Here is a 13,996-nt window from a genome sequence, read left to right on the forward strand (position 1 = left end):
CCAACGACCAAAGGATTATGAGTCCTCTGCTCTAACCAACTGAGCTAACGGCCCGACAACAGCCGGGATTGTAGGGGCCGGACTCCGGCGAACCTCTACTTGTTGTGGCTCAGCGCGTTGCCCACCAGCTTGGCGGTCACATCAACGATCTGGATCATGCGTTCGTAAGGCATGCGCTGGGGGCCGATCACGCCCAGCGTGCCGACGATCTGGCCGTCGACCTCGTAGGGGGCTGTGACCACCGACAGATCTTCGTACGGCACGACCTGGCTTTCACCACCGATGTAGATGCGCACGCCATCGGCCTGGGCCGACACATCGAGCAGACGAATCAGCTGGGTCTTTTGCTCGAACAGATCGAACATGCGGCGCAGGTTGCCCATGTCACTGGAAAACTCACTCACCGAGAGCAGGTTGCGCTCGCCCGACACCACCACCTCGTCTTGCGCCGAGTCACCCTCGGCACCGATGTCCACCGCCGCCTTCATGAGATCGGCAATCTCACCGCGCAAAGCGTCGACCTCATTCTTCAACCGTTCGCGCACGGCCTCCATGGTCAGGCCGGAATAGTGGCTGTTGAGAAAATTGGCGGCTTCAAGCAACTGCGACTGGGTGAACGTGGCCTGGGTGTGGATGATGCGGTTCTGTACCTCGCCCTCGGGCGAGACGATGATCACCAGCACCCGGCGGTCCGACAGACTCAGGAATTCAATGTGGCGAAACACCGAGGCGCGGCGCGGGGCTGTGATGACGCCCACGAACTGCGACAGGCTGGACAGCATGTTGGCCGCGTGGCTGATGACACGGTGCGGCTGGCCGGCCTCGATGCCTGGCGCCGTCATCTCGCTCACGGGCGAAAGTCCTTCGCGGCGCACGGTGAGCATGGTGTCAACAAACATGCGATAGCCACGCGCGGTTGGAATGCGGCCGGCCGAGGTGTGCGGGCTGGCGATCAGGCCGAGCTCTTCCAGATCGCTCATCACGTTGCGGATGGTGGCTGGCGAGAGCTCCATGCCAGCGGCGCGCGCCAGGGTGCGCGAGCCCACGGGCTGGCCGTCGGCGATGTATCGCTCGACAAGAGTTTTGAGCAGCAACTTCGCGCGGTCGTCCAACATCGCTTCATTTTAAGGAGAGACCACCGCCTGGTACCGTTCGCAAGCGAGGGTTTTCGGGCAATCCACCACAGACGGGCTATGTTGTAATTTGCGCATGAGCATGCCCCCCGACACACGGTCCACCCCCACCCGATCGGACCGACCCTTGCGCTTCTCGCATGTGGGTATCGTCGGCAAATACCATGCACCTGGGTCGCGCGACGCGGTCGACGAGATCGCGCGCTTCCTGCACGACGAAGGCTGCGACGTGTCGCTGGAGCAGGAAACTTCCCTCAACACCAGCCTGACCCAATACCCCGCGCTCTCGGTACCGGAGATGGGCCAGCACTGCGATCTGGCCCTGGTGGTGGGAGGCGACGGCACCATGCTGGGCATTGGTCGCCAACTGGCGCGCTTCGGTGTGCCGCTGGTGGGCATCAACCAGGGACGCCTCGGGTTCATCACCGACATTCCTTTTGAAGATTTCCGCGCCAAGCTGCGCCCCATCCTGCGCGGCTCGTTTGAGGACGATCCACGTTCGCTCATGGCCGCCAGCGTGTGGCGCGATGGCCTCTGCGTGTTCGAGGCCACCGCACTCAACGACGTGGTGGTCAACCGAGGTGGCGCCGCCAGCATGATCGAACTGCGGGTGGAGGTGGACGGGCATTTCGTGGCCAACCAACGCGCGGACGGCTTGATCATTGCCTCGCCCACCGGTTCGACCGCTTACGCCCTGTCGGCGGGGGGCCCACTGCTGCACCCGGCCATTGGCGGCTGGCTCATGGTTCCGATCGCGCCGCACACCTTGTCAAACCGGCCCGTGGTGTTGCCCGGTCACAGCGAGATTGCCGTGGAGATCGTCTCGGGCAAGGAGGCCAGCGCCAATTTCGACATGCAGTCCTTCACCAGCTTGCTGCACGGGGACCGCATCGTGGTGCGCCGCTCCGAACACGCCTTGCGCCTGCTGCACCCGGTGGGATGGAGCTACTTCGACACCTTGCGCAAAAAGCTGCACTGGAACGAAGGGGTCTGAGGACCCGTCAAAATCCCGCCTGTCCACAACGCCCGACACCCATCATGAGCCTCCGCCGCATCGCCCTGCGCGACTTCGTCATCGTGCAGTCCCTCGACCTGGAACTGGGCCAGGGCTTTGGCGTGCTCACCGGCGAGACCGGTGCGGGCAAGTCCATCCTGATCGACGCGCTGCAACTGGCGCTGGGCGCGCGGGCCGAAAGTGGTGTGGTGCGCGAAGGCGCTGCGCGCTGCGAGATCGCTGCCGAGTTCGACGCGCCCGCTTCACTCACCCCCTGGTTGGAAGAACAAGGTTTTCCGGTTGAAGACGGCCTGCTGTTGCGCCGCACAGTGGACACCGAGGGCCGCAGCCGCGCCTGGATCAATGGCAGCGCAGCCACGATGGCGCAGCTCAAGGCCCTGGCCGACGGCCTGGTCGATATCCACGGCCAACATGCCTGGCAGAGCCTCACGCGTGCGGAAGCCGTGCGCGACCTGCTCGACGCCTACGCCGGCATCGACACCACCGGCGCCACCCAGGCCTGGGCTCAATGGCGTCACAAACGCAAGGCCCTGGACAACGCGACCGAGAAGCAGAACACGCTCCAGCAGGAAAGCGAGCGCCTTTCCTGGCAGATCGCCGAACTCGACAAACTCACGCCGCTGCCTGGTGAATGGGAAGACCTGAATGCGCAGCACAGCCGCCTGGCCAATGCGCAGGGCCTGCTGGACGCCGCGCAAGCAGCTGTCACCGCACTGGACGGCGAGGAGTCGAACGCGGCGGCACTGATCCACCGCGCGCTCGCGGCTCTTCAGGCTCAGGCGCACATCGAGCCCCGGTTTGCGGACGCGATCGCGGCACTGGAGGCCGGGTTGGCGCAAGTGCAGGACACCGTGCACAACCTGCATCAGTACGCGCGCCACACCGACCTGGACCCGGCCAGCCTGGACGCGCTGGATCAACGTCTCGCGCAATGGGTGTCGTTGGCCCGGCGCTACCGCCGCAGTCCCGACGAACTGGCCGAGGTGCTCGCGCAATGGAAAAGCGAACTGGCCGCAATCGATCAGGCGCTGGACCTCGACGCACTGCAGCAAGCCGAGCGCTCGGCCTGGAAAGCCTTCAACGCCGAGTTGCAAACCATCACCAAGGAACGCCAGAAGGCAGCGCCCAAGCTGTCCAGGGCGGTCACTCAGAGCATGCAGACCCTGGGCATGCAGGGCGGTGTGTTTGAAGTGGCGTTGCAACGCCTGGACGACCCCCAGGCCCACGGCTGGGAGCAGGTTGAATTTCGCGTCGCGGGCCATGCTGGCACCACACCCAAGCCCGTGGGCAAGGTGGCCTCGGGTGGTGAACTCTCGCGCATCGCGCTGGCGATATCGGTGGTCACCAGCCGGCTGGGGCAGGCACCCACGCTCATCTTCGACGAGGTGGACTCGGGGATCGGCGGCGCCGTGGCGCACACCGTGGGCCAGTTGCTGCGCCAGCTCGGGCGCGACCGCCAGGTGCTGGCCGTGACCCACCTGCCCCAGGTCGCAGCCTGCGCCGATCACCACTTGCTGGTGAGCAAGCAGATGGTTGGACGGCAAACCCTGAGCACGGTGGTGCCCATCGAGCACGAGTCGCGGGTGATCGAACTCGCACGCATGCTCGGTGGCAGCGAGAAGTCGGAGATCTCTCTGGCTCACGCTCGCGAACTCCTGTCGGCTTGATCGCTCCAACCGCCATGTCTTCACCCAACGAAACGCCGATCCACCTGGTGTTGATCACCGGCATGTCCGGCTCTGGCAAATCGGTGGCGCTCACCGCGTTGGAAGACGTGGGTTTCTACTGCGTGGACAACCTGCCGCCCGAGTTGCTCGAATCCTTCATCGAACTGGAACAGAGCCACAAGGCCAGCAAGGTGGCCATCGCCATGGATGTGCGCAGCGCGGGCTCGCTGCCGGGCCTGCCCAAGCGGCTGGCGCAGTTGCAGCGCCACGCCCAGCGTCCGGTGAACCTCACCACCGTGTTTCTCGACGCGACCACCGACACGCTCGTGCGCCGGTTTTCAGAGACGAGACGGCTGCATCCGCTGTCGCTCAAGCAGTTCAACGACCAGCACCGAGCCCTGACCGATGCCATCGAGCAGGAGCGCGAGTTGCTCGCTGAATTGCGGGACCAGGCACTGGTGCTCGACACCAGCCTGATCCGTCCCACACACCTGCGCAGCCAGATCAAGGACCTGCTGGGTGCCACGCAGGCACCGCTCACGCTGGTGTTTGAGTCGTTCGCGTTCAAGCGCGGCATCCCCATGGACGCCGACTTTGTCTTTGATGTGCGCATGCTCGCCAATCCACATTACGAGCCCGAACTCAAGCCCCTGACCGGGCGCGACGAGCCGGTGGCAGCCTACCTGGCCGCGCAGATCGAAGTGCGGCAGATGGAGCAACAGATCACCGATTTCCTCAAGCACTGGCTGCCCCAGATGCTGCGCGACCACCGCAGCTATGTGACCGTGGCCATCGGCTGCACGGGCGGGCAGCACCGCTCGGTGTATCTCGTGGAGCAACTCGCTCGTGCGTTCGCCGTCGAATGGTCCACACGGATACGCCACCGCGAAGCGGACGCCTGGCCCGCCGCGCCGGCAGCGCACGCCGAGCCGGGCTGATTCCGCTTCAGCGGCTCTTCGCTGGCGCAAACAGGTCGGGCTCCAGCAAGCGCTGCAGCAACAACTTGACGGGCGCGGGCAGCCCGTGTTGGGCCAGTATCTCAGCGTCTACCCACTGACCTTCCGGCATGTCTGCCGGCTGCGGCTCGTCATCCAGTTCCAGCAACAAGGGATGCAAGCGGAGTTCTCGGTGCGTCAGGCTATGGCTCACCGCGTCCAGTGGCACGAGGCCACCCAACCAGCCGGGCGGCAGCGCCATGCGGGCCATGTCTTCACTCTCATAGACCGGTGGGCAGAACAAACCCGCCCAGATGCCACTGCCCGGTCGGCGCTGCAGCCAGAAGCGATTGCGCTCGCCGCCCAGGCGCAACAGCAGCAACCACCAGCTCTCATGCCTGCGCTTGAGGGTGCGGGTCTTGACGGGAAAACGCTGCGGCTCACCGGATTGGTGCCCCTGGCAGATGCCCTGCATCGGGCATTGCCCGCAGACCGGGCGACTGCGCGTGCACACGGTTGCCCCCAGATCCATGAGCCCCTGCGTGTAGGCCGTCATGTCGTCTGCAGAAGGGTCGATCGGCAACAGGGCCTGCGCGATGTCCCACAACGCTCGCTGAGGTGCTGTCTGCGCCAGATCACCCTCAAACGCGAGCACCCGCGTCAGCACCCTGCGCACATTGCCATCGACGATGGACACGCGTTCACCAAAACAGAACGATGCAATGGCGGCCGCGGTGGAAGCACCGATGCCCGGCAGCGTTTCAAGCCCTGCGGCCGTAGAAGGAAACTCACCGCCGCGGCTGCTCACCACCGTCTGGGCACAGCGGTGCAGATTGCGCGCACGGCTGTAGTAGCCCAGGCCGCTCCACAAGGCCATGACCTCGTCGGCTTCAGCGGCGGCCAAAGCGCGCACGTCGGGAAAGCGATCCAGGAAACGCGCGTAGTAGCCCAGCACGGTGCTCACCTGGGTCTGCTGCAGCATCACCTCGGACAACCACACACGATAAGGATCGCGAATGCCCTGCCAAGGCAGGCCGCTGCGCCCGGCGCGGCGTTGCCAATCGATCAGCAGAGGCGCAAAAGTGGGAGGCAGATCGGCATGCGGGCCGACGACACGGCTCATGCCGCCAGGGCTTCGGCGGACTCTTCTTCGGGCGCGGCCAGCAAGTGGTCGGTCAGCTCGGACAACTTGGCATCGAGCAGGTTGAGCTTGTTTTGATGGGTCTGCAATTCGCGGATGCGCTCGTCGAGCCCACCGGCGGCTTGCTGGATGCGCGAGACCGCTTCAATCCGCCGGGTGAAATTGCGGCGGCGCTCGCGCAACTGGGCGTCCAGTTGAGCCGCGGCCGACTTGTTCCACAGCTCCACCTCGTTGACCGCGGTGTCGTACACCACGCGCAAACGGCTCATCAGCGCACGCGCCAGGCGCTCCGCAAATTCGGGCTGCGCCAGCTTGAGTGCATTGCCCAGACTCAGGTACTGGAGATGGCTTTTCTCGATCAGATCGAGATCTTTGATGTACTGGGCCAACTGTGGCGGCGTGGGCGCCTGCAACGAGAAGCCGTACTCGGCGTTCAGGCTCTTGAAGCTGCCTTCCAGCATGGACTGAATATCGCCCGCCATGCCATCGGCCTTGGACATGTCGGCGCGCAGCCGGTCAAACGTGTGGTCGTAGGCGCGGCGCACGCCGAGCTTGATGCCTGGCTGTCGAAGCGCCTTGGACAACACCGACACCTCGGACTTGAGGTGCGTGGCGCTCAACATGGCAAAGAGGTCCTTGAGCAGGCGCAGGTGGACCGAACGCACCGCCTGGATCTTGGCGCCGCTGGCATCGAAGTCGGCCTGCTCCTGCTCGATACGCAAGCGCATCTGCTTGATCACGCCGGCGTTCTTGCCTCGCAATCCTTCCAGTTCCTGAATCTGTTCCACCAGGTCGCGTGAGCGGGTGTGCACCATGCGCGTGGTCTCCACCCGCAACGACTGGATGCCGGTGGCCACGGCCGCGCTCAGGATCTTGCGCCGCTGACCCAGCAGGTCCACACCCAACGCCGTTTCGAGTTCCATGAGATTGCTCGCTTCGAGCAGCTTCTGGTCGCGATTGACTTTGGCCAGCAGGCCCTTCTGGGCGGACACCGCCAGCACCTGGCGCGGCGAGAGTCCGAGAATCTCGGCCGAGTCGGTGCGCTGCGATGCGATCTGCAACTGAACTTGCTCGGGCGAGCTCAGCGCGTCCCACATCGTGTCGATCTTGTTCAGCACAACCAGGCGCGACTCCTTGCCCTCGCCCAGCACCGACAGATGCTGGCGCCAGATGGTGAGGTCGGATTTGGTCACGCCGGTGTCGGCCGCGAGAATGAACACCACCGCCTGCGCTTGGGGCAGCAGGCTGACGGTCAGCTCGGGTTCGGCACCGATCGCATTGAGCCCGGGCGTGTCCAGAATCACCAGGCCCTGCTTGAGCAACGGATGCGCCATGTTGATCAAGGCATGGCGCCACTTGGGCACTTCCACCGTGCCATCGGCTGCGGCCAGCGGGTTGTCATCGGGCGTTTCATCGCTCCAGAAACCCAGGCCACGCGCTTCGTCCTGCGTGACACGGCGAACCTCGGCCACCTTCTGGATCGCACGGGCGAGCTGCTTGGGATCGTTCACGTCCAGGTCAATCCGCTCCCACTTGTCGGGCGCATTGCGCCAATCCAGCAACGACAGCGGTTGCAAGCGGGTCTCGATGGGCAACAGCCGAAGGCAAGGGGGCACTTCAGCGTCGTAGCCCAACTCGGTGGGACACATGGTGGTGCGACCGGCGCTCGCGGGCATGATGCGACGCCCATAGCCGGCAAAAAACACCGCGTTGATCAGCTCCGATTTCCCGCGCGAGAACTCGGCCACGAAGGCCACCATGATCTTGTCGTTCTTGACCTGCGCATGCAGACCATCCAGACGTTCGCGGATGCCAGGCTCCATCAGGTCGTGATCGGTCAGCCACTCGGCGAGCAAGCGCAAACGCAAGGCAAACTGCTTGCGCCACACGCCATGTTGATCAAATTCCTGATTGAAACTCATAGGTCTGATGTTGTAACCACTGGTCAATATAGCATCGGCCTCCCTCGCAAAACCGGGCGGCCTGCGCGCCCGACAGCCGGGCCGGTCAACGGATCAAGCTTTCTGGCAAGTGGTGCAAAAAAACGTCGATCGCTGCCCCTGGCGAATGGCCTTGACGGGTGTACCACATACCCTGCAGGGTTGCCCTTGCCGACCGTAGACCATGGCATCCAGCTGGAAGTAGCCCGACTGGCCTTCGGCGCTGGAGAAGTCGCGCAAAGTGCTGCCACCCAGTGCCACTGCGCGCATGAGCACCTGAACGATCGCGGCGTGCAGACGCAGGGCGCGTGGTTTGCTCAGTCGATCGGCGCGCAAGGTGGGGCGAATACCCGCCATGAACAAGGCCTCTGACGCATAGATGTTGCCCACGCCCACCACGATGTCACCAGCCAGCAGCACCTGTTTGATCGCTGATCGACGCAACTGCAGGGCCCGGTGGAAAACCAGGGGGTCAAAGCCAGCTTCAAGCGGCTCCACACCCAGGCCGCCCAGCAGCTTGGCCGCCGGCGCGACGTCCAGCGCCTGGGCGTAGACCACCGCGCCAAAACGACGCGGGTCGTGCAGACGCAATGTCCCGCGGCTGGTCAGCAACTCAAAGTGATCGTGATTGCCCCGGGGCGGCAGCACCTGCGCAAACTGCACGCTGCCCGACATGCCCAGGTGAAGCAGCAGGTGCCCTTCATCCAGGTTGAGCAACAGGTATTTGCCCCGGCGGGTGACCGAGCGTACAGAACGACCCTCCAGAGCGCTCACTTCGCAGCCCAAAGGCCAGCGCAACGGCTTGCCCATCTCCAGGCGCAGGATCGAAGCTCCCGCGATGCGGTCGGCAAAGCTGCGCCGGGTGACTTCAACTTCGGGGAGTTCGGGCATGGATCGGTATTTTCTTCAGGGCATCCGGAACGCTTGTGCGGTCTTCCGATCAGACCCCTGCGCCCCGAAAACCTTCCATTATCATGACCCGATGAATACCTTGCACCGCATCGCAGGCCCGTCCACCCAGCATGCCGGGCTTGTGCGCAAGTCCGCACTGGCTGTCGCATTGGCCAGCTGCTTCTGGGGTGCCGTGGCGCAACCTACCCCGACCGCACCTGCGCAAGCGCCAGCCACGGCACCGGACCCCGGAGAGGTCCTCAATTCGGCACTGAACGCTCCACTGTTCTACCAACTGCTGCTCGGTGAACTCAATGTGCGTGCTGGCGAGCCCGGAACGGGCTACTCCTTCATCCTGGATGCGGCCCGCAAGCAGCGTGACCCCCTGCTCTATCGCCGTGCAGTCGAAGTGGCGCTGCAAGCGCGCTCGGGTGAGGCGGCGCTGACCGCGGCGCGCGCCTGGTCGCAGGAAATCCCCGGCAGCTCTGAGGCCAACCGGTTCGTGCTGCAAATCCTGCTGGCCCTTAACCGCGTCAGTGAAACCGGGCCCGTGCTGCAAACCATCCTCAACGATGTCAGCACAGCGGAACGCAACGACACCATCAACGCCATTCCCCAGACGTTTTCCCGCGTGACGGACAAGGTGCAGGCCGCTGCGGTCGTGCGAGAAGCCTTGGGCCCCTACCTCAAGCAACCCCCGCATGCAGCCACGGCATTCACCTCGGTGGGTCGCATGTATCTGGCGCAAGACCAGTTGCCTGAAGCGCTGGTCTCGGCCCGTCTGGGCCACACCGCAGAGCCGGCGTCTCCCTTTCCCGCGCTGCTCGCGCTCGAACTCATGGAACGCGGCGAGCAGTCGGCCGAGCCCATCGTGCAGCAGCAGCTCAGCGCCAGCAGCATCACCACATCGGCCGACACCGCTGTCGCCCTCGCGTATGCACGCATCCTGCTGGACACGCAGCGCAACCAGGAAGCACGTGTCCAACTCGAAAAGCTGACGACCCGCCAGCCCGACCAGGCCGAACCCTGGCTGTTGCTCGGCTCACTGCAACTACAGGAAAACGCCCTGCCTGCAGCCATTGCATCGCTGGAAAAGTACATGGTGCTGGCCCGGCAGGCGGGCGACGAGCGTTCTGCCCGTGGCCTCACGCAAGCCTATTTGATGATGGCGCAGATCGCCGAAAAACGGCAGGATTTCCCGGCCGCCACCGCCTGGCTGGACCGCATTGAAAACGCCGACGACATCATGGCGGCTCAGATGCGCCGTGCGTCGCTGCTGGCCCGGCAAGGCCAGATGCCGCAAGCCCGAGCCCTGCTGCGCAGCCAACCCGAGCGCACTCCTGACGACGCACGCCTGAAGCTGGTGGCCGAAGCCCAGTTGCTGCGCGACTTCAAGGCCTGGAAAGAGGCCTATGAGGTCTATGGCGAAGCGGTCGCCCGCTTCCCCGATGTGGCCGATCTGCGCTATGACCAGGCCATGATGGCGGAGAAAGCCGGCAAGCCCGCCGACATGGAAGTGCTGTTGCGCGCCTTGATCGCCGCCAAGCCCGATTTTCACCACGCCTACAACGCTTTGGGCTATTCACTGGCCGAGCGCAATGTGCGCCTGCCAGAAGCCAAAAAGCTGATCGAGAAAGCCGTGGAACTGGCACCGGGCGATGCCTATATTCAGGACAGCCTGGGTTGGGTCGAATTCCGCTTGGGCAACACGGCGCGTGCACTCGACATCCTCCAGGCCGCCTACGGCAAACGACCCGACCCGGAAATCGCGGCGCACCTGGGTGAAGTGCTGTGGTCACAAGGCCAGCGCGACCAGGCGCTCAAGATCTGGCGCGAAGGCTTGATGCTGTCAGCAGACAACGAGACCTTGCAAGGAACGCTCAAGCGCCTGCGCGTCAAGCCATGAGGTGGGCTGCGCTGCTGGTCGTCGTGGCCCTGCTGTCGGCTTGCGCAACCCCCCAGCGCGCCGCCCTGCCGGGCGAAGAAACCTGGAGTGGCCGCTTGGCCATGACCGTGCAGAGCGATCCGCCACAGTCGTTTTCGGTCAGCTTCGATTTGCGCGGTTCACCGGCTGCCGGCGAACTACAACTCACGACGCCCCTGGGAACTTCGTTGGCCACGGTGGTGTGGTCGCCCGGGAGCGCCGAACTGCGCCAGGGAGGTCAGGTCACGCGACGTGGCAGCCTGGACGAACTCACCACCGAACTCAGTGGCACGCCCGTGCCGGTGGCCGCCCTGTTCGGTTGGCTGCGCGGCCGGACAGACGATGTGCCGGGCTGGCAGGCCGACCTGGCCCGGCAACCTGAAGGCCGCATCACGGCGCGCCGGCTGTCACCGCCTCCCGCAGCCGAGCTTCGGGTCGTCGTGCAGCCATGAGCCGGGGAACGACCTTGCGGCGCTTGCTGGACGTGCCGGCGCCCGCCAAGCTCAACCTGTTTCTCCATATCACCGGCCGGCGCGACGATGGCTACCACCTGCTGCAATCGATCTTCATGCTCATCGACTGGAGCGACCGCCTGCACTTTGAATTGCGACCCGACGGTGCCATCAGTCGGGAAGACCTCACACCGATGACACTGCCGACCGACGACCTCTCGATGCGTGCGGCGCGGGCTCTGCAAGCCGCCACCGCTTGCGCTCACGGGGTGCATATCGGGCTGGAGAAACACCTGCCCGCCGAAGCCGGCATGGGCGGTGGATCGTCGGATGCAGCCACCACGTTGCTTGCACTCAACCGCCTCTGGGGCTTGGGATTGAGTCGGCAACAACTCGCGACCATCGGTTTGAAACTGGGCGCCGACGTGCCTTTCTTCATTGGTGGACACCACGCCTGGGTCGAAGGCGTGGGCGAGCAACTCACCCCGGTGCAACTGCCCAAGGCACGGTTTGTGGTGGTGAAGCCTCCTGGTGGGGCATCAACACAGCACATCTTCAGCTCACCGGATCTCAAACGGGACACAAAAACTGCTACAATCCAAGGCTTTGCTGCAAACGACTCGCGAGAAGATGCCCGAGCAATTGGGGTGATCGATATCCAGAAAATCCTGGCTTTCGGACACAACGATCTTCAACCCGTGGCGCAGGCGCTGTGTCCCGATGTGGGACGCTGCATACAGTGGTTGCAAGACCAGGGTTTGCAGGGGCGCATGACCGGATCGGGTACGGCGGTGTTTGCGCAGATGCCGCAGCCCATGCAACTGACCACCGCCCCTGGCGACTGGACGGTTCGTGAATGCAGCAACATGGATGTCCATCCATTGCTCGACTGGTGCTCCGATTAGAATCGGCAAGCGTTCAGCCCAGGCAGTGGTTGCGCAACCTGCGACAGTTTTTTCGGTGGTCTGTCCGGCTTCACGCTGAACAGGCCTCCTGCGTAGGGGAGTCGCCAAGTTGGTAAAGGCACTGGATTTTGATTCCAGCATGCGAGGGTTCGAGTCCTTCCTCCCCTGCCACCCGGTTTTCATCACATCACGTACCCAACCGGCCGTTCCACGAACGGCCATTTTTTGACGGCGATCCTTTTGGGCCGTCGCTCAAACAGCTGGGAACCCCATGCAAGTTCAGCCGCCGGATTTCATGATCTTCACCGGCAACGCCAATCCGGTGTTGGCCGCGGAGATCGCACAGCATCTGGGCACCCAGCTCGGTGCGGCCAATGTGGGCCGCTTCTCCGACGGTGAAGTCACCGTGGAAATCACGCAAAACGTGCGCGCGCGCCACGTGTTCGTGATCCAGTCCACCTGCTCGCCGACCAACGAGAACCTGATGGAACTCATCATCATGGTCGACGCCCTCAAGCGTGCATCGGCCGTGAGCATCTCCGCCGTCATTCCCTACTTCGGTTACGCCCGCCAGGACCGCCGCCCGCGTTCCGGCCGCGTGCCGATCTCGGCAAAGGTGGTGGCCAACATGCTGACCGCCGTGGGCGTGAACCGCGTGCTGACCATGGATCTTCACGCCGACCAGATCCAGGGCTTCTTCGACATCCCGGTGGACAACATCTACGCCTCGCCTGTGTTGCTGGGCGACCTGCGCCAGAAAAACTACCCTGACCTGCTGGTGGTTTCGCCCGACGTGGGCGGTGTGGTTCGCGCCCGCGCTCTGGCCAAGCAGCTCAACTGCGACATGGCCATCATCGACAAGCGCCGTCCCAAGGCCAATGTGTCGGAGGTCATGCACGTGATCGGCGACATCGACGGCCGCAACTGCGTGATCATGGACGACATGATCGACACCGCCGGCACGCTGGTCAAAGCCGCCGAGGTGCTCAAGGAGCGCGGCGCCAAACACGTCTACGCGTATTGCACGCACCCGATCTTTTCTGGCCCGGCCATCGAACGCATCGCCAAGGGCAACGCCCTCGACGAGGTGGTGGTCACCAACACGATTCCCCTGTCGCAAGCCGCCCAGGCCTGCGCCAAGATCCGCCAGCTCTCCGTGGCACCGCTGATGGCCGAAACCATCGCGCGCATTGCCTCGGGTGAGTCGGTGATGAGTTTGTTTGCCGATCAGGACAACCTCTTCTAAGAGGACCTGAAGGCAACAAAAGCGGGCGACCTCCATGGTGGGGGTCGCTCTTTCGAAACAGAGGCGTTCTGGTCGCGGAACCCCTCCACAGGAGTAATTTATGCAATTCGTCGCTTTTGAGCGCGCCAAGCAGGGTACGGGTGCGAGCCGCCGTCTCCGCAACACCGGCCGCACGCCCGGTATCGTCTTTGGTGGGGAAACACCCGCCGCCACGATCGAGCTCGATCACAACGCCCTGTGGCACGCCCTGAAGAAGGAAGCCTTCCACTCGTCGATCCTCGAGATGGACGTGGCTGGCTCGGTGCAGAAAGTGTTGCTGCGCGATGTGCAGTACCACCCGTACAAGCCCCTCGTGCTGCACGTGGATTTCCAGCGTGTGAACGACAAGACCCGTCTGCACAAGAAAGTGCCCCTGCACTTCATCAATGAAGAGAACTCGCCTGCGGTCAAGACCGACAAGTGCGTGATCAACCACGTGATGACCGAGATCGAGATCGAGTGCCTGGCCACCCAGCTGCCCGAGAACATCACGGTTGACCTGGGCGAAGTCGTCAAGGGCGGCACGGTCCACACCGGTGACATCAAGCTGCCTAAAGGCATCAAGCTCGTCATGCACGGCCGCAAGAACCTGACCATCGCCACCGTGGTGGAGCCGGTCGAAGACGTGGTGGTGGCTGTTGTGGCCGCACCCGTCGACGACAAAAAGGGCGCTGCCAAAGGCAAGAAGAAGTAATCCGTCCGCGGACG

Annotated in this window: 12 protein-coding genes and 1 tRNA gene; 9 read left to right on the forward strand and 4 right to left on the reverse strand. The window is 63.9% G+C overall.

What is annotated here, in order from left to right:
* Positions 1–95 precede the first annotated feature (95 nt).
* Positions 96–1,115 (reverse strand): heat-inducible transcriptional repressor HrcA, encoded by a 1,020-nt coding sequence (hrcA, locus tag IV113_RS04290; protein ID WP_291081205.1) that lies wholly within the window; start codon positions 1,113–1,115, stop codon positions 96–98.
* Between the two features lie 94 nt (positions 1,116–1,209).
* Between hrcA and IV113_RS04295 the strand changes: the two genes are divergently transcribed.
* From IV113_RS04295 to rapZ, 3 genes are read left to right on the forward strand one after another with little or no spacing between them, the layout of a single operon-like run.
* Positions 1,210–2,127, forward strand: coding sequence for an NAD kinase (locus tag IV113_RS04295; protein ID WP_291081207.1), 918 nt, complete (start codon positions 1,210–1,212; stop codon positions 2,125–2,127).
* A 44-nt stretch (positions 2,128–2,171) separates the two neighbouring features.
* Complete coding sequence (gene recN, locus IV113_RS04300; RefSeq protein WP_291081209.1) at positions 2,172–3,815, forward strand: DNA repair protein RecN; 1,644 nt, start codon at positions 2,172–2,174, stop codon at positions 3,813–3,815.
* 14 nt (positions 3,816–3,829) lie between these two features.
* On the forward strand, positions 3,830–4,753 hold the full coding sequence (gene rapZ / locus IV113_RS04305; protein WP_291081211.1) for an RNase adapter RapZ: 924 nt from the start codon (positions 3,830–3,832) through the stop codon (positions 4,751–4,753).
* A 7-nt stretch (positions 4,754–4,760) separates the two neighbouring features.
* On the opposite strand, the gene mutY is transcribed toward rapZ, so the two are convergent.
* The 3 genes from mutY to mutM all read right to left on the reverse strand — a co-directional run bounded on the left by mutY (position 4,761) and on the right by mutM (position 8,722).
* Positions 4,761–5,873: an A/G-specific adenine glycosylase gene (mutY, locus tag IV113_RS04310; protein WP_291081213.1), complete on the reverse strand. Its 1,113-nt coding sequence runs from the start codon at positions 5,871–5,873 to the stop codon at positions 4,761–4,763.
* The gene (locus IV113_RS04315; protein WP_291081215.1) at positions 5,870–7,813 is read right to left on the reverse strand and encodes a dynamin family protein; all 1,944 of its coding nucleotides are present in this window, start codon (positions 7,811–7,813) and stop codon (positions 5,870–5,872) included. The genes mutY and IV113_RS04315 overlap by 4 nt, the downstream gene beginning before the upstream one ends.
* Positions 7,814–7,906: 93 nt before the next feature.
* A complete protein-coding gene (gene mutM / locus IV113_RS04320; protein WP_291081217.1) occupies positions 7,907–8,722 on the reverse strand; it encodes a bifunctional DNA-formamidopyrimidine glycosylase/DNA-(apurinic or apyrimidinic site) lyase in 816 nt (271 codons plus the stop codon).
* Between the two features lie 91 nt (positions 8,723–8,813).
* On the opposite strand from mutM, the gene IV113_RS04325 reads away from it, so the two are divergent.
* From IV113_RS04325 to IV113_RS04350, 6 genes are all read left to right on the forward strand, one after another.
* The gene (locus IV113_RS04325; protein WP_291081219.1) at positions 8,814–10,628 is read left to right on the forward strand and encodes a tetratricopeptide repeat protein; all 1,815 of its coding nucleotides are present in this window, start codon (positions 8,814–8,816) and stop codon (positions 10,626–10,628) included.
* Entirely contained in the window at positions 10,625–11,098 is a 474-nt protein-coding gene (locus tag IV113_RS04330) for a lipoprotein insertase outer membrane protein LolB (protein ID WP_291081221.1), read from the forward strand. The genes IV113_RS04325 and IV113_RS04330 overlap by 4 nt, the downstream gene beginning before the upstream one ends.
* A gap of 14 nt (positions 11,099–11,112) precedes the next feature.
* Positions 11,113–12,003: a 4-(cytidine 5'-diphospho)-2-C-methyl-D-erythritol kinase gene (gene ispE / locus IV113_RS04335; RefSeq protein WP_291081524.1), complete on the forward strand. Its 891-nt coding sequence runs from the start codon at positions 11,113–11,115 to the stop codon at positions 12,001–12,003.
* A gap of 94 nt (positions 12,004–12,097) precedes the next feature.
* Positions 12,098–12,174, forward strand: a tRNA-Gln gene (locus IV113_RS04340).
* Positions 12,175–12,274: 100 nt separating this feature from the next.
* Positions 12,275–13,249, forward strand: coding sequence for a ribose-phosphate pyrophosphokinase (locus IV113_RS04345; protein ID WP_069047428.1), 975 nt, complete (start codon positions 12,275–12,277; stop codon positions 13,247–13,249).
* 100 nt (positions 13,250–13,349) lie between these two features.
* Complete coding sequence (locus tag IV113_RS04350; protein WP_291081224.1) at positions 13,350–13,982, forward strand: 50S ribosomal protein L25/general stress protein Ctc; 633 nt, start codon at positions 13,350–13,352, stop codon at positions 13,980–13,982.
* Positions 13,983–13,996: the final 14 nt, after the last annotated feature.

Source organism: Hydrogenophaga sp. (assembly GCF_018780385.1).
In the GTDB taxonomy this organism is placed as follows: domain Bacteria; phylum Pseudomonadota; class Gammaproteobacteria; order Burkholderiales; family Burkholderiaceae_C; genus Hydrogenophaga.

Excerpts from the sequence above, each read along its gene's own strand:
- hrcA (WP_291081205.1), bottom strand. The coding sequence starts at position 1,115 with ATGTTGGACGACCGCGCGAAGTTGCTGCTCAAAACTCTTGTCGAGCGA.
- IV113_RS04295 (WP_291081207.1), top strand. The coding sequence starts at position 1,210 with ATGAGCATGCCCCCCGACACACGGTCCACCCCCACCCGATCGGACCGA.
- recN (WP_291081209.1), top strand. The coding sequence starts at position 2,172 with ATGAGCCTCCGCCGCATCGCCCTGCGCGACTTCGTCATCGTGCAGTCC.
- rapZ (WP_291081211.1), top strand. The coding sequence starts at position 3,830 with ATGTCTTCACCCAACGAAACGCCGATCCACCTGGTGTTGATCACCGGC.
- mutY (WP_291081213.1), bottom strand. The coding sequence starts at position 5,873 with ATGAGCCGTGTCGTCGGCCCGCATGCCGATCTGCCTCCCACTTTTGCG.
- IV113_RS04315 (WP_291081215.1), bottom strand. The coding sequence starts at position 7,813 with ATGAGTTTCAATCAGGAATTTGATCAACATGGCGTGTGGCGCAAGCAG.
- mutM (WP_291081217.1), bottom strand. The coding sequence starts at position 8,722 with ATGCCCGAACTCCCCGAAGTTGAAGTCACCCGGCGCAGCTTTGCCGAC.
- IV113_RS04325 (WP_291081219.1), top strand. The coding sequence starts at position 8,814 with ATGAATACCTTGCACCGCATCGCAGGCCCGTCCACCCAGCATGCCGGG.
- IV113_RS04330 (WP_291081221.1), top strand. The coding sequence starts at position 10,625 with ATGAGGTGGGCTGCGCTGCTGGTCGTCGTGGCCCTGCTGTCGGCTTGC.
- IV113_RS04345 (WP_069047428.1), top strand. The coding sequence starts at position 12,275 with ATGCAAGTTCAGCCGCCGGATTTCATGATCTTCACCGGCAACGCCAAT.
- IV113_RS04350 (WP_291081224.1), top strand. The coding sequence starts at position 13,350 with ATGCAATTCGTCGCTTTTGAGCGCGCCAAGCAGGGTACGGGTGCGAGC.